Here is an 18096-nt window from a genome sequence, read left to right as displayed (position 1 = left end):
CCGGGGCGTCGGTGCGGGGGAACGGGTCAGACGACGCGCGGGTCGGACTCCTGGGTGTCGTCCTCAGGGATGTGGACGTCCTGGACGGTCACGTTGATCTCGGCGACCTCCATGCCTGCGATGTGCTGGATGGCGTCGGCGACGGCGGAGCGCACGTCCTCGGCGACCTTCTGCAGCGGCGCGGGGTACTCGGCGACGATGGTGATGTCGGCGGCGACCTGGCGCTCGCCGACCTCGACCTTGACGCCCTGGCCGCGGTCGTCGTTGCCGATCGCACTGCGGATGGCGCCGATCGCTCGGGCCGCTCCTCCGCCGAGGGCGTGGACGCCCGGGACCTCGCGCGCGGCGATGCCGGCGACCTTGGCGATGACGCCGTCCTCGATCACGGTGCGTCCGGATCCGGTGCTGGTCTGACGGGTGGTGGTCGCGGTGGTCTCGGCCATGGTCTCCTCTTTCGCTCGGGGCCCGATCGCTCGATCAGGCGGGGTATGCAGGTAGGACGCTCCGTCGACGCCGAACGTCACGGTCGGATCCGGCCCGCCCAGGCAACTGCCAGAGAGGAGGGCCGGGCCGGGCCGGTCCTCTCAGGAACGCGGTCGACGCCCGTCGATTCGCCCTCGGCCCGGTGCTGTGGTGGCATGGAGCCGTGACCGACGCGACCGCCCCGCAGGCGCCCCTCCCCGATCGGACGGCCGCGCGCATGCGCCCGCGCGCCCTGCTCGTCCTGGCCCTGATCGGAGCGGTCGGCGGGACCCTGTCGGGCGCGTTCGGCGTCGGCGGCGGGATCGTGATGGTGCCGATGCTGATCGCGTGGGCCGGGATGGACCAGCGCCGCGCCTCCGCCACCTCGCTGCTCGCGATCGCTCCGACCTCGGTCGCCGGAGCGTTCGGCTACGCCCTCGCCGGCCAGGTCGCCTGGGTCCCGGCGGCGGTGATCGCGGCTGCGGCGATGCTCGGGGCGGTGGCCGGATCCTGGCTGCTCGCGCGGCTGCCTCTGGGGGTGCTGCGCTGGATGTTCGTGGCGCTGCTCGTGGCCGCGGCGGTGCGGATGGCCGTGTTCGGCTCGAACGACACCGGCGACGTCGCCGAGGGCTGGGGCGTGTGGCCCGGATTCGCGGGGCTCGGCATCGGGATGGGCGTCGCCTCCGGCCTCTTCGGCATCGGCGGCGGAGCGATCGCCGTGCCGGTCCTGGTCGGCGCCTTCGGGCTCGCGGACCTCCTGGCCAAGGGCACCTCGCTCGCCGCGATGATCCCCACGGCGGTCACCGGCTCGATCGCGAACGCCCGGCGCGGCCTGCTCGACGTGCGCGCGGGCCTCGTGGTCGGGCTCACCGCCACGGCGTTCTCCTTCGCCGGAGTGGCGCTCTCCTTCCTCCTGCCGGCGCGCGTGTCCGGGATCCTCTTCGCGGTCCTCCTCCTGCTCGCGGCGGTGCAGCTCGCCCTTCGCGGGCGGCGCCGCTGAGCCCTGCACGACGCGGACCCCCGCCGTCAACGCCCTGTCCGATCCGTCGCAGACGCTCGTAGCGTCGTCGCGATCGGGCGCGGGCCCGGAGGGGCGGGAGCACGATGGAGCAGCAGCAGCAGCGGGATCAGCAGCACCGGCAGCAGCGGCGAGGGGGCGGCGCGAGCCTGCACCGGGACGTCGCACCCGGGGTGCACCGGCTCGAGCACGCCTGGACGAACCTCTACCTGATCGAGGAGGCGGGCCGGCTGACCGTCGTCGACGCCGGACTCCCGAGGACGTGGCCGCACCTGGTCCGCGCGCTGGAGGTGCTCGGCCGCTCGCTCGGCGACATCGACGCCCTCGTGCTGACCCACGCGCACTTCGACCACCTCGGCGTCGCCCGCAGCCTCGTCCGGCGGGGCGTCCCCGTGCACCTGCACGCGGCCGACCAGCCGCTCGCCGCGCAGCCCTACTCCTACCGCCGCCAGCGCACGCCGTTCGTGTACCCGCTGCTGCACCCCTCCGCGATCCCGGTGCTCGGAGCGATGGCCCGTGCGGGCGCGCTCGCGGTGCCGCCCGTGCACGGGACCCTGCCGCTGACCGCCGGAGCGGTGCTCGACGTGCCCGGATCGCCCCGCGTGCTCGCGACTCCGGGGCACACCGACGGGCACGTCTCGCTGCACCTGCCCGAGCGCGACGCGGTGATCGGCGGAGACGCGCTGGTCACGCTCGACCCCTACTCCGCGCGCACCGGCCCGCACCTGGTCGCGCGCGCCGCCACCGCCGACACGGCGCAGTCCCTCGACTCGCTGCGGGTCCTCGCCGGGACCGGGGCGCGGACACTCCTGCCCGGCCACGGCGCGCCCTGGCGCCTGGGCGTCGCGGCGGCGGCCGAGCTCGCGGCGCGGACGCCGATCGCCTAGGGCAGGCTCCGCAGGCCGCTCGGACGCCGGTGGCCTGCCTCCCCGGCCGACCCGGTCCCGCAGCCGTGACACCATCGGAGGTGATGTCGATCCCCGGTCCCGCATGAGCGCGGTCAGCTACCAGGCCGCGTCGATCCCCCTCCGCCTGGCCAGCGCCGGCATGGTCGTCGCCCTCCCCGTCCTCGCCGTCGAGCGTCTCGGCGACGTCGCGCTCGGCGGTGCCCTGACCGGAGCGGCGCTCTTCCCCGCCGTGATCGCCGCGCCGCTGGTCGGCACGGTGCTCGACCGGGTCCGCCGCCCCCGCCGGCTCCTGGTCGGCGCCGCGCTCACGACCGCCGTCGCCTTCGCGGTCGCCGCCTTCCTCGGCGAGGTGCCGACGCCGCTCATCGTGGTGCTGCTGCTCCTCGCGGGGCTCGCGACGCCCGTCTACATGGGCGGCATGTCGAGCTTCGTCACGAGCGCCATCCCGGAGCCGCGCCGCGCCTACGCGCAGGACTCGCTCTCGTACACGGTCGCCTCGATCAGCGGGCCGGCCATCGTGGGCCTCGCGGTCGGAGTCGGGGGAGCGCGGACCGCGATGCTCGCCATGGCGGTCCTCGCCCTCATCGGCGTCGTCGGGTCGCTCGGCCTCGCCATGGAGGCCCGTCCGGCGCCGACCGTCGGCGTGCTGCGGACGATCGTCGCGGGCGTCACCCACCTCGTGCGGCACCGTCCGATCGCGGTGGTCACCTCGGCGGGCACGCTCAGCCAGGTCGCGGGCGGAGCGGCGGGAGTCGCGGCGATCAGCCTCTCGGTGGAGCGGCTGGGCAGCACCGACGCCGCCGCGTGGATCCTGACCGCCTTCGCCGTGGGCGGCCTGCTCGGCGCCCTCGCCGTGGCGGCCCGCCGCTGGACCCGCCGTCCGCCGGCGTGGACCATGGGCGCCGCCTACATCGCGACCGGCGCCGTCCTCCTGGTCGCCGTCCCCGACCTGGGCGTCGTCGTGGCGATCGCCGCCTTCGCGGTCGCGGGCGTCTTCACGGCCCCCTCGAACGCGGCGATGCTGCTGTTGCGCGACCAGGAGAGTCCCGCCGCCGTCCGCTCGCAGGTGTTCACGATCGGCGCGGGGCTGCGCTCCGCCGCCGCGGCCGTCGGCGCCGTGCTGGCGGGAGCGGCGTCCGGCCTCGGAGCCTCCTGGCTCGTCGCGGGGATCGCCGTGGTCTGGATCGGCTCCGGCCTGCTCCTGCGGCTGTTCCCCGCGCGCGACCGCGACTGACCCCGGCCGCGCGCGGAGCGCTCGGCGGGACCGGCACCACCGCGCGCGGGGATCGCGATCAGGCCGCGACGCCCGCCAGCGTGCCCGTGCTCGGCCCGTTCGGGTCGGTGATCATGCAGTTGATCGTGCGGTCGCCCGTGCCCCAGCTCTCGGCGGTCGGGTAGTAGTAGCTGAAGTCGTACGCCGAGTCCTGGTAGCCGATCCCGGTGAACGACTCGAACGCCGTGACGCAGTCGGTCTCGGCCTGCTCCGTCGCGACGGACTCGCCCGGGTACTCGTCGGCGTCGGCCATCGTCAGGTTCTGGAACACCTCGTAGACGTGCGGGTCGGTGCAGGGCACGGTCGGCACGTCGGTGACCTCGGTCGCCTCCTCGCTGAGCTCGCCGTTCAGGCAGTCGCCCACGCGCAGCTGGAAGACGTCGGTCGTCCCGCCCTCGGTGATCTCCCCGGTCTCGTCGTCGCGGGTCTCGCCTCCCATCAGGCCGTTCAGGCCCGAGCAGCCGGTCAGGCCGAGGGCGAGGGCCGCGCCGGCGGCCAGGACGAGGGCGGTTCTGCGGCGGTTCATGGCGACTCCCGGGATCTGCTGCACGGAGGTGTTCCTGTGACGGCTCCCAGGCTAGAGGTGCAGGGCATCCGTCCCGAGGGGGATGCACCCGATCCGGATCTCCACTTTCCGGAGTAGCGGACGCTCAGCCCGGTCCGGTCGAATGGGGTCATGGCTCAGAAGACGGTCGCAGACCAGCTCATCGCTCAGCTCATCGACGCCGGCGTCTCCCGCATCTACGGGATCGTCGGCGACTCGCTGAATCCGATCGTCGACGCGGTGCGCCGCAGCGGCGGCTCCGAGAAGGGAGGCATCGACTGGATCCACGTGCGCAACGAGGAGGCGGCCGCCTTCGCCGCCGGTGCGGAGGCGCAGCTCACCGGGCGCCTCGCCGTCTGCGCCGGCAGCTGCGGCCCCGGCAACCTGCACCTCATCAACGGCCTCTACGACGCGCACCGCTCCTCCGCCCCGGTGCTCGCCATCGCGAGCCACATCCCCAGCAACGAGATCGGCTCGTCCTACTTCCAGGAGACGCACCCGGACAGGCTCTTCGTCGAGTGCTCGAACTACCGCGAGCTGATCTCGACCGCCGCCCAGGCTCCGCGGGTCGTGAACGCCGCGATGCGCAGCGCGGTGGCGCTCCGCGGAGTCGCCGTGGTCACCCTCCCCGGCGACATCGCCGAGCTGGAGGCGGTCGACGGCTTCCCCGCGTTCGTGCTGCCGTCGACACCCGTCCTGGTCCCCGCCGACGCCGACGTCCGCGCCCTCGCGGCCGCGATCGACCAGGCGCGGACCGTCGCGATCTTCGCGGGCGCCGGAGTGCAGAACGCGCACGACGAGGTCGTCGCCTTCGCCGAGCTGGTGGGCGCGCCCGTCGGGCACAGCCTGCGCGGCAAGGAGTGGATCCAGTACGACAACCCCTACGACGTCGGCATGACGGGCCTCCTCGGCTACGGAGCGGCGCACGCCGGCATGCACGACGCCGACCTGCTCCTCCTCCTCGGCACCGACTTCCCCTACGAGCAGTTCCTCCCCGACGCCTCGAAGGTCGTGATCGCGCAGGTCGACAGCGACGCCTCGAAGCTCGGTCGCCGCGTCAGCGTCGCGCACCCCGTCCACGGCGACGTGGCGGCGACCCTCACCGCGCTGACCCCGCTCGTGCAGCGGAAGGACCACCGCTTCCTCGACAAGACGCTGAAGAAGCACGAGAAGCTGGTCACCGGAGTCGTCGGGAAGTACACCGAGGTCGGCACGCGCAGCCCGATCCACCCCGAGCTCGTCGCCTCCTCGCTCGACGGCCTGCTCTCCGAGGACGCGATCGTCACCGCCGACACCGGCATGGGCAACGTCTGGCAGGCCCGCTACATCACCCCCAACGGGAAGCGGCGCCTGCTCGGCTCGTACATGCACGGCTCGATGGCGAACGCGCTGCCGCAGGCGGTCGGCGCGCAGCTCTCGCACCCGGGGCGCCAGGTCGTCTCGCTGAGCGGCGACGGCGGGCTCTCGATGCTGATGGGCGAGCTGGTCACGGTCGCCGCCTACCGGCTGCCCGTGACGATCGTCGTGTTCAACAACTCCACGCTCGGGCTGGTGAAGGTCGAGATGCTGGTCGACGGCTTCCCGGACTTCGCCGTCGACGTGCCGATGGTCGACTACGCGAAGGTGGCGGAGGCGATAGGAATCCGCGGAATCCGCGTCGAGGACCCGCGAGACGTGGAGGAGGCCCTCCGCTCGGCGCTCGCCGACGGCGGCCCGGTCCTCGTCGACGTGGTGACGGATCCGCTCGCCCTCTCGCTCCCGCCCACGATCACGGGCGCGCAGGTGAAGGGCTTCGCGCTGGCGGTCTCGAAGATCGTGATGAACGGAGGAGCGGGCGAGGCCGTCGCGCTGGCCCGCACCAACATCAAGCACGCTCTCCGATGATCGACGCCCGGGCGCTCGCGAGCGGCACCTGGTTCGTCCGGGGCTCCTCGCTGCCGCTCTGGCGCTCGCGGTCGGGGGTGGCGATCACGTACGCGCCGCTCCCGACCGGCGGGATCGGCGACGTCGTCAGCTGGCGCGGCCGGACGCGCTCGCACTACGTGGTCGGGATCGACACCCCCGACCCGCACGATCCGTCCGGCTTCCGCTGGCGCGGCGTCGAGCCGCTGACCCTCCTCGCCCGCAGCCGCTGGTCGTTCGTGGCCGCCGACGAGGAGGCGGGCTGGGCCCTCACCCGCTTCGCCCGGACGCCGTTCACGCCCGCCGGCGTCGACGTGTACGTCCGCGAGCCGCACCCGGCCCGCGGCGTCCTCGCGGCGGCGCTCGCCGCCTGCGCCGCCGACCCGCGCACGTCTGCGCTGCGCCCGCGCCTCTTCGAGGTCGCGCCCTGACTCCTGAGCGCGCGCCCTCCCGTGAGGCGTCACGAACGGTCGTCATCCCGCTCGGATGACGACCGTTCGTGACCCCTCGGCGGTCGTCGATGCGGGGATCGTTCCGCGAGTGCTCGTCGCAGGCGCTCGACGGAGCGCTCGGGGTGGGGGACGAACTCGGCGCCGACGATGCGGACGACGCGGACGCCGATCGAGGCGAGGTCGTCGTAGCGGCCGAGGTCGCGCGCGAAGCGCCGGTTGCTGGTGCGGTGATCGTCGCCCTCGTACTCCCACGCGACCCGCTCCGCGGGGTACCAGCCGTCCGGCCGCCCGATGAAGACCCCGTCGGAGTCGAACAGCGGCTCCTGCAGCACCGGCTCCGGGAGGCCCGCCCGCACCGAGGCGAGCCGGAACCGCGACTCCTGCCGCGACTCCGCCCCGTCGCGCACCAGAGCGAGCGCCGCGCGGAGCCGCACCGAGCCCCGACCGCGGAAGGCCGACACGCGCTCCCGCAGGTCGGGCAGCGGCACCCAGGGCCGTCGATCGGCCGGATCGCCGACGACCGGCGTGCGCACCAGCGCGTCGCCCACCGCGACGAGGTCGTCCGGCTCGAGGAGTGCGGAGAGATGGCAGAAGAGCGAGGCCGGATCGGTGAGGGGGAGTCCGCGGCGGAGGACGCGGCGGACGTCGGGATCGGCGAGGGCGTGGCCGACGACGTTCCGGTGCCGGGGAGCGCGTCCCGGCCGGCGGACGCTGACGTGCACCGGCTCGTCCGCAGCGGCGGGCGGGAGGTCGAGCGGCCAGAGCCGCGCCGCCGTCACGTGGCTCAGGAGCGCCTCCGGACCGACCAGCGCGAGGAGCGCCTCCGCGCGCAGGCGCAGGTCGGGGTCGGGGTCGGCGGTGCGGACGCCGTGGAAGGGCCGGTGGAGGTCGGAGCTGCGGAGCCGCCCGCGGCTCAGACCGCTCGCGCGAGCGTCAGCGACGGTGAAGGCGCGGCCGCGGAGTCCGATCGGAAGCGGCGAGGGATCGTGCATCCGGCCACTGTCCCGCCTCCCGATCCTCGTGAACCGGTTCTCCACAGGTCGGATCCGCCGCCCACCCCGCTCGACCGCGTCCATGCGTCACGAACGGCCGCCATCCCGCTCGGATGACGACCGTTCGTGACCCCTCGGCGGGCCCCTGAAGCCCGCCGGGCGCGTCACTCGCCGAGCGTGATCGCCTGCGCCTCGACGAGCTCGGGCTCGGGCTCGTGGGCGTCGGCGCGGGCCAGGGTGCGGCGTCCGAGCAGCACGATCAGCGCGGCGACGGCGACCGCTCCGGCCGCGGCGTACATCGGGAAGGCCGGCGAGATCGCGGCGGCCAGGGCGGACGCGGCGGGCGGGGCGATCGCGCCGCCGAGGAAGCGGACGCCGGAGTAGGCGGACGAGGCGACGGAGCGGGGCAGGTCGGTCGCCTCCATCACGCACTCGGTGAGCACCGTGTTGACGACTCCGAGCAGCAGGCCGCCGACGATGATGCAGACGATCAGGCCGACGCGCGACGAGATCACGAGGCCGCCGGCGATCAGGTCGAGCGCGAGCAGCAGCAGCACCGAGCGCAGCACGACGGTGCGCGGGAGGCGCCGGGTGAGCAGCGGAGCGACGAACACGGAGGTGACCGCCACGCCCAGGCCCCAGCCGAAGAACGTGAAGCCGAGGCCCATCTCGTCCAGCCCGAGCGGGTAGGGCGTGTAGGCGAGCAGCACGAAGAAGCCGATGTTGTAGAACAGGGCGGCGCCCGCCAGCGTGCGGATGGCCGGGACCTTGAGGGCCGCGAAGGGCGCCGAGAGCGGAGTCGGAGCGGGCTTGGGGCCGTCCTCGCGCAGGAGCGTCGCGATGGCGATGAAGCCGATGGCCATCAGCACGGCGGTCCCGAAGAACGGACCGCGCCACGAGACGCTGCCGAGGAGCCCGCCGAGCAGCGGGCCGATGGCGATGCCGATGCCCAGCGCGGCCTCGTAGAGCACGATCGCCGCGGAGGAGCCTCCGCTCGCCGCGCCGACGATGGTCGACAGCGCGGTCGAGATGAACAGCGCGTTGCCGAAGCCCCAGCCCGCGCGGAAGCCGATGACGCCCTCGACGCTGCCCGCCGTGCCGGCGAGCGCGGCGAACACCACGATCAGCACCAGGCCGATCATGAGGGTCTTCTTGGCGCCGATGCGGCTGGAGAGCCAGCTGGTGAAGAACATCACGACGCCGGTGATGACGAGGTAGCTCGTGAAGAGCAGGGAGGTCTCGGTCGGAGTCGCCTGCAGGCTCTCGGCGATGGCCGGGAGGATCGGGTCGACCAGGCCGATCCCCATGAAGGCGATCACCGCGGCGAAGGCGACGGCCCAGACGGCCAGCGGCTGCTTCAGGATCGAGCCCTGGGCGGGCGAGTGGGGGGAGGTGGTCACGGCGTGGAGCCTTTCTCGGGGGAAGAGGGGACGGGGGTGCCGGCGATCCGGGCGACGCGGGCCTCGACGAGGGTCGCGGCGCGCTCGAGGGCGAGGCGGTCGTCCTCGTCGAGGTCCTCGAACAGCGGGGCGAGAGCGGCCTCGAGGCGGAGCCGGTGCTCGGCGAGGGCGTCGAAGCCGGCGGGAGTGCCCTCGATGAGCCAGGCGCGGCCGTCGCCGGCGTCGTGGACGCGGCGGATCCAGCCGGCCTCGTCGAGCCGGGCGATGATGCCGGTCATCGTCGGCTGGGTGACGCGGACCCGCTCGGCGAGCTCGCCGAGGCGGGAGGGGGAGGCGGTGCGCAGCTCGGCGAGCGTCGACCAGACGGCTCCGGACTGCGCGCCGAGCCCGGTCGCGCCGCTCGCCCGGCCCGCGAACCGCGTGAGGGCGGTGGCGGCGGAGGCGAGACGCACGGGGGCACTGGGATCGGGCACGAGAAACAATATAGCATGCCTATGTAGTTCGGTGGAGGGCGCTTCGAGTCCACCCTCCATCGTGCGCACTCACTGACGTTCTCCTCCGCTTCTGTGACAGGATCATCCGTATTCGCGCGTCCACTCCCGCGATCACCGACGGAAAGAGAAGTCATGTCCCCCAGCGAGCACGACGTCGTCGTGATCGGAGCCGGTGCCACCGGACTCACCGCGGCGCTCCGGCTGCAGCAGCACGGCCTCGACGTCGTCGTCGTCGAGGCGCGCGAGCGCGTGGGCGGGCGGCTCGAGACCCGCGTGGTCGACGGGCAGCTCCTCGAGCTCGGCGGCCAGTGGGTCTCGCCGGACCAGACGGCGCTCCTCGAGACCCTCGACGAGCTCGGCCTCGGCACCTACTCCCGCTACCGCGAGGGCGAGAGCGTCTACATCGGCGCCGACGGCTCCGCTCGCCGCTTCACCGGCGACATCTTCCCGGGGAGCGAGCGCACCGAGTCCGAGATCTCCCGTCTGATCGAGGTGCTCGACCGCCTCGTCGCCGAGACGGATCCGGCGGCGCCGTGGACGCACCCGCTCGCCCGCGACTACGACCGCATCACCTTCGCCGCCTGGCTGGAGCAGCAGAGCGACGACGAGGAGGCACGGGCCAACATCGCCCTCTTCCTCGCCGACGCCATGCTCACCAAGCCGGCGCACGCCTTCTCCCTCCTCCAGGCGCTCCTCATGGCCGCGAGCGCGGGGAGCTTCAGCAACCTGGTCGACGCCGACTTCATCCTCGACAAGCGCGTGATCGGCGGCCTCCAGCAGGTCCCGGAGCGGCTCGCCGAGCGCCTCGGCGCCGAGCGCGTCCTGCTCGGGCACCCGGTCCGCTCCGTCCGCCACGGCGACGACGGGGTCGAGGTGCGCGCCGACGGCGTCGTCCTCCGCGCCCGCCGCGCGATCGTCGCCGTGCCGCCGAACCTCGTCGGCCGCATCTCGTTCGACCCGCCGCTCCCGCGCCTGCGGCAGCAGGCCCTGCAGCACCAGTCGCTCGGCCTCGTGATCAAGGTGCACGCCACGTACGCCACGCCCTTCTGGCGCGCCGACGGCCTCTCCGGCACCGCGTTCAGCCCGCACTCGCTCGTGCACGAGGCCTACGACAACTCGAACCACGGGGAGGAGCGCGGCACCCTGGTCGGCTTCGTCTCGGACGAGAAGGCCGACCGCGTGCTCGCGCTCGACGAGGCGGAGCGGAAGGCCGCGATCCTCGACTCGCTCGCCGCCTACTTCGGCCCGGCCGCACTCGATCCGGTCGTCTACTACGAGAGCGACTGGGCGTCCGAGGAGTGGACGCAGGGCGCGTACGCCGCGAGCTTCGACCTGGGCGGGCTGACCCGGTACGGCGCGCTGCAGCTGGAGCCGGTGGGTCCGCTCCGCTTCGGCACGAGCGACCTCGCCGCCGAGGGCTACCAGCACGTCGACGGCGCCATCCGCGTCGGCAGGCGCCTGGCACAGGAGATCATCGACGAGGACGGCGCGACCGCACCGGCCCCCCAGCGCGAAGGAGCACAGCCCGCATGAGCACCCACTACGCCGTGATCGACCCGGCCACGGGGGAGACCCACCGCGAGTACCCGACCCTCGGCGACGCCGAGCTGACCGCGGCGATCGGCGCGGCGCAGGACGCGTACTCCTCCTGGTCGCGGACCGTGCCCGTCGCGACCCGCGCGGCGCTGATCGCCCGCGTGGCAGAGCTGCACGTCGAGCGCGCCGACGAGCTCGCGGCGATCATCGTCCGCGAGATGGGCAAGCCGCTCGACCAGGCGCAGGGCGAGGTCGGCTTCGCCGCCGACATCTACCGCTACTACGCCGAGAACGGCGAGGCCTTCCTCGCCGACGAGCCGATCGAGCTCGCCGAGGGCACCGGCTCCGCGCTGATCCGCCGCGCCGGGCTGGGCGTGCTGCTGGGCATCATGCCGTGGAACTTCCCCTACTACCAGGTGGCCCGCTTCGCCGGCCCGAACGTGGTCGCGGGCAACACGATCCTGCTCAAGCACGCGCCGCAGTGCCCGGAGTCGGCCGCCGCCATCGCCGACATCTTCCATACCGCGGCCGAGGAGCTGGGCGCGCCCGCCGGCGTCTACGTGAACCTCTACGCCACGAACGAGCAGGCCGCGACCGTCATCGCCGACCCCCGGGTCCAGGGTGTCTCCGTCACCGGTTCCGAGCGGGCCGGCGCGGCCGTCGCGGAGCTCGCGGGCCGGCACCTGAAGAAGGTCGTGCTCGAGCTCGGCGGCTCCGACCCGTTCGTGCTCCTGTCGACCGACGACCTCGACAAGGCGGTCGAGGACGCGGTCGCCGCGCGCCTGGACAACAACGGCCAGTCCTGCAACGCCGCGAAGCGCTTCATCGTGATCGACGAGCTGTACGACGCGTTCGCCGAGAAGTTCACGGAGGCGTTCACCCGCGCCCAGCCGGCCGATCCGTTCGCGGAGGGCACCCTCCTCGGCCCGCTCTCCTCCTCCGCCGCGACGGAGCGCCTCGAGGCGCAGCTGGCGGCCGCGCGCGAGCAGGGGGCCACCGTCCGCGCCAGCGGCGAGGTGACCGGCAACTTCTTCCCGCCCGCCGTGCTCGAGGGCGTCACGCCCGAGATGGACGCCTACCGCGAGGAGTTCTTCGGCCCCGTCGCCGCGCTCTACCGCGTCCGCGACGAGGACGAGGCGATCGCCCTCGCGAACGACACCCCCTACGGCCTCGGCTCCTACCTCTACACGACCGACCAGGAGCAGGCGCTGCGCCTGGCGGACCGGATCGACGCCGGCATGGTCTGGATCAACCTCGTCCTCGGCGACGCGGCCGAGCTGCCCTTCGGCGGCGTGAAGCGCTCGGGCACCGGCCGCGAGATGGGCCGCCCCGCCCTCGAGGAGTTCGTGAACAAGAAGCTCATCCGCATCGCGTGAGACGGGCGCGGGCCGGGCCCCGGAGTCGATCCGGAGCCCGGCCCGCAGCCGCTCGGCCTGCGCCCGCTCACTTCTTCGTCAGCGACGACTCCTTGTGCGCGGCCTTCGCGTCGGTCTTGTCGCTCTGCACGATCCAGTAGGGCTCGTCGTCCGAGGCGTTGAACTTCTGCCCCTCGAACTGGAACTCCTTCGTCTTCTTCTCGACCAGCTCGCCGTGGGTCTCGCCCTGCGAGGTGTTCCAGCTGATCTTGTCGCCCTTCTTCACGAGGCGGCTCCTCTCTCTCGGTCGCGCCGGAGCGCGGTGGTCCCCTCGCGCGGGAGCGCGATGGTGGTGGTGACGTCGACGATCGCCGGAGCGGCGGGCGCCGACGAGAAGCCGAACCGCACGGGCGGCGAGAGCGGGCGCAACGGGCCGAGGTCCTCCTCCGCCAGCACCGCGTGGACGCCCTCGACGCGGCGGATCGCCCGCACGCCGTAGTACTCGCGGCGTCCGTGCCCGGCCGACCCGGCCGTACTGACCCCGCGGACGAGCAGGGAAGCGACCGGCGAGATCGCGGTCAGCCATGCCGGGTGCTCGGCGAGCGGTCGCGGAACGATCCGCAGCAGCCGGCCGAGCGCAGTGAGACCGCCGAGCTCCAGTCGCACCGCGAGCGGTCCGGCCGAGACGGACAGGCCGCCCGCGATCCTCCGCCACGACACCGGCGCGATCCGCACCTCGTCGAACGCGTACGTCGACCCGATGAAGTCCGCGACCTCGCGGGTCGGTGCGATCAGGAGGCGGTGGCCGTCGCCGTCCTCGACCATCGCGTCGGCGAACGGGCCGAAGGGGGTGTCCTCCCAGAGGCCCAGCACGATCCTCGTGCCCGAGGACGTGCCGAACCCCGCGATGCGCCCGCCGAAGCGGAGGAGCCGCGGGGTCCGGCCGGTCATCAGGAGGCCGAGCGCAGCAGCGTGAACGAGCCGTCGCGCACGATCAGCGTGGTGACCTCGCCCTCGACGACCTGCTCCGGGTCGCTCGAGGCGGCCAGCGTCCACTCGGCGCCGGGCGCCTCGGGAACGGTGAACTCGACGCCGTTCTCCGCCGCGTTCAGCAGCAGGGCGAAGCTCGCGCTGCCCTCGTGCTCGAACACGAAGGTGATCGAGCGGGCGTCGGGGTTGTCCCAGTCCTCGTCGGCGAAGCCCTGCGCGTCGGAGCGGAGGATGTCGACCGTGTCGGGGCCGCCGTCGCCGGGGGCGCGGCGGAACCACTTCGGGCGCAGCGCCGGCTCCGCGGCGCGGAGGGCGATCAGCTCCTGGGTGAAGGCGAGCAGCTCGCGGTCCGCGTTCTCCCAGTCGAACCACGAGATCTCGTCGTCCTGGCAGTAGGCGTTGTTGTTGCCGCCCTGGGTGCGGGCGATCTCGTCGCCGCCCAGGATCATCGGCACGCCGGCCGAGAGCAGCAGCGTCGCGAGGAAGTTGCGGCGCATGCGGTCGCGGCGCTCGTTGACCGCCTCGTTCTCGGTCGGGCCCTCGGCGCCGTTGTTGGAGGAGCGGTTGTCGCTCTCGCCGTCGTTGTTGTCCTCGCCGTTGGCCGCGTTGTGCTTGCGCGAGTAGGCGGTGAGGTCGGCGAGGGTGAAGCCGTCGTGCGCGGTGACGAAGTTGATGCTGGAGACCGGCGAGCGGCGGTCGGCCTCGTACACGTCGGGGGAGCCGAGGACGCGCTGCGCGGTCGTGCCGAGCACCGAGTCGGCGCCGTTCCAGAAGTCGCGCACGTCGTCGCGGAACTTCCCGTTCCACTCCGACCAGTCCGCGGGGAAGCCGCCGACCTGGTAGCCGGCGGTGTCCCACGGCTCGGCGATCATCTTGACGGGCGCGAGCACCGGGTCCTGCGCGATCAGGTCGAGGAAGGCGCTGTGCACCTCGGCCTCACCGGTCTGGCGGGTGAGGGTGGTGGCGAGGTCGAAGCGGAAGCCGTCGATGTGCATCTCGGTCACCCAGTAGCGCAGCGAGTCCATGATCAGGCCGAGCGCGGCCGGGTGCGCGACGTTGAGGCTGTTGCCGGTGCCGGTGGTGTCGAAGTAGTTCGCGCGGTCCTCCTCCACCAGTCGATAGTAGGAGCCGTTGTCGATGCCCTTGAACGAGAGGGTGGGGCCCTTGTCGTTGCCCTCGGCGGTGTGGTTGTAGACCACGTCGAGGATGACCTCGAGGCCGGCCTCGTGGAACGCCTTGACCATGGCCTTGAACTCGTCGACCTGCGAGCCGTCGTCCCCGGCGTGCGAGTACTCGTTGTGCGGCGCGAAGAAGCCGAGGGAGTTGTAGCCCCAGTAGTTGCGCAGGCCCTTCTCCTCGAGGTGCGAGTCCTGCACGAACTGGTGCACGGGGAGCAGCTCGACCGAGGTCACGCCCAGGTCGGTGAAGTGCTTGATCGCGGCGGGGTGCGCGAGGCCGCGGTAGGTGCCGCGGATGTCCTCGGGCACGTCGGGGTGCAGCTTCGTGAAGCCCTTCACGTGCACCTCGTAGACGACGGTCTCCTCGAGCGGGATGCGCGGCGCGGTGTCGCCGCTCCAGTCGAAGGAGTCGGGATCGGTGACGACGCAGCGGGGGACCGCGTGCGCGGAGTCGGCGTCGTTGCGGGTGTCGGCGTCCTCGTAGAACTGGCCGAAGACGTCCTCGGACCAGGTGTACGAGCCCTCGATCGCGGTGGCGTGCGGGTCGAGGAGGAGCTTGGCGGCGTTGTGGCGGAGGCCGTTGGCGGGGTCCCAGGGGCCGTCGACGCGCAGTCCGTAGCGGGTGCCGATGCCCATCTCGGGGACGAGGCCGTGGAAGACGTGGCCGGTCCGCTCGGTGAGGGCGACGCGGGTCTCTGCTCCGGACTCGTCGAAGAGGCAGACCTCGACGCTGTCCGCGGTCTCGGAGTAGACGGCGACGTCGGCGCCGGCGTCGCCGCGGAGGGAGACGCCGAGGGGATACGGGAAGGAACGGGGGGATGCGGGCATGCGTCCATCCTGACCGGGCGGCTCCGGTAGCTTCGCGCCCTTGTCGCCGCGCCCGCCTCCCGCTAATCTTCCAGGCCCTCCCTTCGACACGGCGCCCTCCGCGGGCATATAGTCAGCTGGCTTACTAAATCCTCGGAGGAGAGCGTCGTGCGCAACCGCAAGTGGATCGGGCTGGTCGTCATCAGCCTCGGAGTGGCGACGATCATCGTCGACTCGACCATCGTCAACGTCGCCATCCCGTCGATCGTCGCCGATCTCGGGATCACCTCGACCCAGGTGCAGTGGGTGCAGGAGTCGTACACGCTCGTGTTCGCCGCGCTCCTGCTGGTCTTCGGCACGCTCGCCGACCGCTGGGGCCGGCGCCGCATGCTTATCGTCGGCGTCTCGCTCTTCGCGCTCTCCTCCGTCGCGGCGGCCCTCGCTCCGACCGGCGACCTGCTGATCCTCTCCCGGGTCGTGCAGGGCGTCGGAGGAGCGATGGTGCTGCCGACGACCCTCTCGCTGATCAACGCCACCTTCCGCGGGCGCGAGCGCGCCATCGCCTTCGCCGTCTGGGGCTCGACCATCGGCGGCATGACCGCGGTCGGCCCGCTGCTCGGCGGCTGGCTCACCACCGACTTCTCCTGGCGCTGGGCGTTCGGCATCAACATCCCGCTCGGCGTGATCATCGTGGTCGGAGCGCTGCTGTTCGTCGACGAGTCGCGGCAGCCCGACGGGCGGAGGGTCGACCTCGTCGGCGCCGCGCTCTCGATCATCGCCTCCGCCTCCCTCGTGTTCGCCCTCATCGAGGGGCGCACCCTCGGCTGGTGGGGCGTCGACGAGCGGCTGAGCGTCGGCGGCTGGAGCTGGCCGCTCGGCCTCTCACCGGTCCCGATCGCGTTCGCCGTCGCGGTGCTCGCCGGGGTCGCCTTCGTCCTCTGGGCGCGGGCCCGCGAGCGCGCCGGGCGCTCGGCGATGCTCGCGATCGGGCTCTTCCGCCTCGCCTCGTTCCGCAACGGCAACCTCGCCGCGATGATCGTCTCGCTCGGCGAGTTCGGGATCATCCTGGCGCTGCCGATCTGGCTCCAGAGCGTCCTCGGCTACACGGCCGTGCAGACCGGCCTGGTGCTCCTCGCGCTCGCGCTCGGCTCCTTCGTCGCCTCGGGCTTCGCCGGCGCCTTCGGCAACAGGGTCGCGCCGGTGCTGATCGTGCGGGTGGGTCTCGCGGCCGAGATCGTCGGCGTCGCGGGCATCGGCCTGGTCGTCTCCGACTCCACCCCGTGGTGGGCCCTCGTCCCGTTCCTCGCCGTCTACGGCTTCGGCGTCGGCCTCGCGACGGCGCAGCTGACCGGGGTCGTGCTCCGGGACGTGCCCGTCGAGCTCAGCGGGCAGGGCTCGGGCACGCAGTCGACCGCGCGGCAGATCGGCTCGGCGCTGGGCATCGCCGTGCTCGGGACGATCCTCTACACCTCGACCGCGGGGGTCCTCACGACCTCGCTCGAGCAGCAGGGCCTCCCCGCGGAGCAGGTCGCGAGCACCGTCGACGCGGTGGTCGACTCCTCCGGCGCCGCGATCGCCGGGCTGGCCGCCTCACCGGACACCGCCGACGCGGCCCGGGCGGCGGGCGAGGCGTTCTCGGACGGCACCCGCTACGCGGCCTTCGCCGCCGCCGGGTTCCTCGCCGTCGGCTTCCTGGCCACGCTCTCGCTCGGCCGCCCGGCAGAGGAGGAGGAGCCGGAGGTCAGCTCAGCGGAGCCGAGTCGTCGGCGGTGAAGACGATCTTGCCGATCGTGCGGTCGGCGCCGGTCGCTCGGCGCGACAGCACGTCGACGACGTCGCCCAGCGGATGCACGGCGCCCGGCCGGGGCCGCAGCTCGCCGGAGGTGGCGAGCGAGACCGCGCGCCCGATCCGCTCCGCCGTCGCCACCACGATCATGTTGCGCACCCGCGGGCGGTCGCGGCGGACGAGGCCCGTCGCCTGCGAGACCAGCGCCGGACCGCTCGGCACCAGCGTCGCGATGCGCCCGCCCTCGGCGAGGAGGATCGCCGCGTCGTCGACCGGCAGGTGGCCGGAGACGTCGACGACCACGTCGAAGCGGCCGCCCAGCACCCCGAGGTCGAGCGCGCGGTAGTCGTGCGGCTCGGCGCCGAGCGAGCGGAGCAGGTCGGCGGAGGCGGCCGAGCCGGTGGCCGCGACCGTGCAGCCCGCCCGCACCAGCAGCTGGATCGTCGGATCGCCGATGGCTCCCGAGCCGCCGCTGACGAGGACGCGCTCGCCGGCGCGCACGTGCAGTGCGTCCACCAGGCCCACCGCGGTGCCGCCCGACATCGCGAGCGTGACGGCCTCGACGAAGCCGAGGGAGTCGGGCATCGGGACGAGCGAGCGGCTGCGCGCGATGGACGCGTCGGCGAAGGCGTCGCCGTCGCGGGTCATCCCCACCACGCGGTCGCCGATCGCGACCGAGTGCGACCCCGGGCCGAGCGCCTCGACGGTGCCGGCGATGTCGAGGCCGAACCCGTAGGGACGGGAGCGGCCGACGGCCATGATCCGCGCGGAGCCGGACAGGATCTTCTCGTCGGTCGCGTTGATGCTCGCCGCGCGTGTGCGCACCAGGACCTCGCCGCGACCCGGCATCGGCACCGGCGCCTCCCGCCACGAGAGCAGATCGGGCCCGCCGAACCTGTCGTACCCGAGTCGTCGCATGTCGCTCCCGTCGTCCGTGCCAGCCCCCCGAGCCTAGGGCGTGACCGCTGAGCGGAGGCGTCGCGGGCGCCCGGCGGAACC

The 18096-nt window shown here is 73.3% G+C and carries 17 protein-coding genes; 8 read left to right on the top strand and 9 right to left on the bottom strand.

The window, feature by feature from the left end; translation table 11 throughout:
• Positions 1–26 precede the first annotated feature (26 nt).
• Positions 27–443 carry an Asp23/Gls24 family envelope stress response protein gene (locus C5B98_RS04420; protein WP_104225148.1) on the bottom strand — a complete coding sequence of 139 codons (417 nt, stop codon included), beginning with the start codon at positions 441–443 and terminating at the stop codon, positions 27–29.
• A gap of 203 nt (positions 444–646) precedes the next feature.
• Between C5B98_RS04420 and C5B98_RS04415 the strand changes: the two genes are divergently transcribed.
• From C5B98_RS04415 to C5B98_RS04405, 3 genes are all read left to right on the top strand, one after another.
• Positions 647–1462 carry a sulfite exporter TauE/SafE family protein gene (locus C5B98_RS04415; RefSeq protein ID WP_104233037.1) on the top strand — a complete coding sequence of 272 codons (816 nt, stop codon included), beginning with the start codon at positions 647–649 and terminating at the stop codon, positions 1460–1462.
• Between the two features lie 104 nt (positions 1463–1566).
• On the top strand, positions 1567–2367 hold the full coding sequence (locus C5B98_RS04410) for an MBL fold metallo-hydrolase (RefSeq protein ID WP_104226086.1): 801 nt from the start codon (positions 1567–1569) through the stop codon (positions 2365–2367).
• A 103-nt stretch (positions 2368–2470) separates the two neighbouring features.
• Positions 2471–3622: an MFS transporter gene (locus C5B98_RS04405; RefSeq protein WP_104226087.1), complete on the top strand. Its 1152-nt coding sequence runs from the start codon at positions 2471–2473 to the stop codon at positions 3620–3622.
• Positions 3623–3680: 58 nt separating this feature from the next.
• Here C5B98_RS04405 and C5B98_RS04400 read toward each other — a convergent pair whose 3' ends face one another.
• The gene (locus C5B98_RS04400; protein WP_104327378.1) at positions 3681–4211 is read right to left on the bottom strand and encodes a septum formation family protein; all 531 of its coding nucleotides are present in this window, start codon (positions 4209–4211) and stop codon (positions 3681–3683) included.
• A gap of 126 nt (positions 4212–4337) precedes the next feature.
• Between C5B98_RS04400 and C5B98_RS04395 the strand changes: the two genes are divergently transcribed.
• On the top strand, positions 4338–6089 hold the full coding sequence (locus C5B98_RS04395) for a pyruvate dehydrogenase (protein WP_104308322.1): 1752 nt from the start codon (positions 4338–4340) through the stop codon (positions 6087–6089).
• Entirely contained in the window at positions 6086–6538 is a 453-nt protein-coding gene (locus tag C5B98_RS04390; protein WP_104225142.1) for a hypothetical protein, read from the top strand. Before C5B98_RS04395 ends, C5B98_RS04390 begins: the two co-directional genes overlap by 4 nt.
• Positions 6539–6567: 29 nt before the next feature.
• Here the strand turns inward: C5B98_RS04390 and C5B98_RS16840 are convergent, their stop codons facing one another.
• The 3 genes from C5B98_RS16840 to C5B98_RS04370 all read right to left on the bottom strand — a co-directional run bounded on the left by C5B98_RS16840 (position 6568) and on the right by C5B98_RS04370 (position 9424).
• Positions 6568–7551 carry a hypothetical protein gene (locus C5B98_RS16840; RefSeq protein WP_181065452.1) on the bottom strand — a complete coding sequence of 328 codons (984 nt, stop codon included), beginning with the start codon at positions 7549–7551 and terminating at the stop codon, positions 6568–6570.
• A 164-nt stretch (positions 7552–7715) separates the two neighbouring features.
• The gene (locus tag C5B98_RS04375) at positions 7716–8951 is read right to left on the bottom strand and encodes an MFS transporter (protein ID WP_104327375.1); all 1236 of its coding nucleotides are present in this window, start codon (positions 8949–8951) and stop codon (positions 7716–7718) included.
• Positions 8948–9424: a MarR family winged helix-turn-helix transcriptional regulator gene (locus tag C5B98_RS04370; RefSeq protein WP_146084654.1), complete on the bottom strand. Its 477-nt coding sequence runs from the start codon at positions 9422–9424 to the stop codon at positions 8948–8950. Before C5B98_RS04370 ends, C5B98_RS04375 begins: the two co-directional genes overlap by 4 nt.
• Positions 9425–9577: 153 nt before the next feature.
• Here C5B98_RS04370 and C5B98_RS04365 point away from each other — a divergent pair, with 153 nt between their 5' ends.
• Positions 9578–10978 carry an NAD(P)/FAD-dependent oxidoreductase gene (locus C5B98_RS04365; RefSeq protein WP_104308326.1) on the top strand — a complete coding sequence of 467 codons (1401 nt, stop codon included), beginning with the start codon at positions 9578–9580 and terminating at the stop codon, positions 10976–10978.
• Positions 10975–12357 carry an NAD-dependent succinate-semialdehyde dehydrogenase gene (locus tag C5B98_RS04360; RefSeq protein WP_104308327.1) on the top strand — a complete coding sequence of 461 codons (1383 nt, stop codon included), beginning with the start codon at positions 10975–10977 and terminating at the stop codon, positions 12355–12357. Before C5B98_RS04365 ends, C5B98_RS04360 begins: the two co-directional genes overlap by 4 nt.
• Positions 12358–12424: 67 nt before the next feature.
• Here C5B98_RS04360 and C5B98_RS04355 read toward each other — a convergent pair whose 3' ends face one another.
• From C5B98_RS04355 to glgX, 3 genes are read right to left on the bottom strand one after another with little or no spacing between them, the layout of a single operon-like run.
• Positions 12425–12622 (bottom strand): DUF2945 domain-containing protein, encoded by a 198-nt coding sequence (locus C5B98_RS04355; RefSeq protein ID WP_056866275.1) that lies wholly within the window; start codon positions 12620–12622, stop codon positions 12425–12427.
• Positions 12619–13287: a hypothetical protein gene (locus C5B98_RS04350; RefSeq protein WP_104308328.1), complete on the bottom strand. Its 669-nt coding sequence runs from the start codon at positions 13285–13287 to the stop codon at positions 12619–12621. The genes C5B98_RS04355 and C5B98_RS04350 overlap by 4 nt, the downstream gene beginning before the upstream one ends.
• Complete coding sequence (glgX, locus tag C5B98_RS04345) at positions 13287–15332, bottom strand: glycogen debranching protein GlgX (RefSeq protein WP_104308329.1); 2046 nt, start codon at positions 15330–15332, stop codon at positions 13287–13289. The genes C5B98_RS04350 and glgX overlap by 1 nt, the downstream gene beginning before the upstream one ends.
• A gap of 147 nt (positions 15333–15479) precedes the next feature.
• Here glgX and C5B98_RS04340 point away from each other — a divergent pair, with 147 nt between their 5' ends.
• Entirely contained in the window at positions 15480–17084 is a 1605-nt protein-coding gene (locus tag C5B98_RS04340) for a DHA2 family efflux MFS transporter permease subunit (RefSeq protein ID WP_104246954.1), read from the top strand.
• On the opposite strand, the gene C5B98_RS04335 is transcribed toward C5B98_RS04340, so the two are convergent.
• The gene (locus tag C5B98_RS04335; RefSeq protein ID WP_104267194.1) at positions 17053–18015 is read right to left on the bottom strand and encodes an NADP-dependent oxidoreductase; all 963 of its coding nucleotides are present in this window, start codon (positions 18013–18015) and stop codon (positions 17053–17055) included. The two genes, C5B98_RS04340 and C5B98_RS04335, sit on opposite strands and share 32 nt — an antisense overlap.
• Positions 18016–18096: the final 81 nt, after the last annotated feature.

This window comes from Rathayibacter sp. AY1A5 (genome assembly GCF_002930875.1).
GTDB lineage: Bacteria > Actinomycetota > Actinomycetes > Actinomycetales > Microbacteriaceae > Rathayibacter.
This window is presented reverse-complemented; position numbering and strand designations above follow the sequence as displayed.

Bases quoted from the DNA above. Each gene is read 5' to 3' on its own strand.
- C5B98_RS04420 (WP_104225148.1), bottom strand. From the start codon at position 443: ATGGCCGAGACCACCGCGACCACCACCCGTCAGACCAGCACCGGATCC.
- C5B98_RS04410 (WP_104226086.1), top strand. From the start codon at position 1,567: ATGGAGCAGCAGCAGCAGCGGGATCAGCAGCACCGGCAGCAGCGGCGA.
- C5B98_RS04405 (WP_104226087.1), top strand. From the start codon at position 2,471: ATGAGCGCGGTCAGCTACCAGGCCGCGTCGATCCCCCTCCGCCTGGCC.
- C5B98_RS04395 (WP_104308322.1), top strand. From the start codon at position 4,338: ATGGCTCAGAAGACGGTCGCAGACCAGCTCATCGCTCAGCTCATCGAC.
- C5B98_RS04390 (WP_104225142.1), top strand. From the start codon at position 6,086: ATGATCGACGCCCGGGCGCTCGCGAGCGGCACCTGGTTCGTCCGGGGC.
- C5B98_RS16840 (WP_181065452.1), bottom strand. From the start codon at position 7,551: ATGCACGATCCCTCGCCGCTTCCGATCGGACTCCGCGGCCGCGCCTTC.
- C5B98_RS04365 (WP_104308326.1), top strand. From the start codon at position 9,578: ATGTCCCCCAGCGAGCACGACGTCGTCGTGATCGGAGCCGGTGCCACC.
- C5B98_RS04360 (WP_104308327.1), top strand. From the start codon at position 10,975: ATGAGCACCCACTACGCCGTGATCGACCCGGCCACGGGGGAGACCCAC.
- C5B98_RS04350 (WP_104308328.1), bottom strand. From the start codon at position 13,287: ATGACCGGCCGGACCCCGCGGCTCCTCCGCTTCGGCGGGCGCATCGCG.
- glgX (WP_104308329.1), bottom strand. From the start codon at position 15,332: ATGCCCGCATCCCCCCGTTCCTTCCCGTATCCCCTCGGCGTCTCCCTC.
- C5B98_RS04335 (WP_104267194.1), bottom strand. From the start codon at position 18,015: ATGCGACGACTCGGGTACGACAGGTTCGGCGGGCCCGATCTGCTCTCG.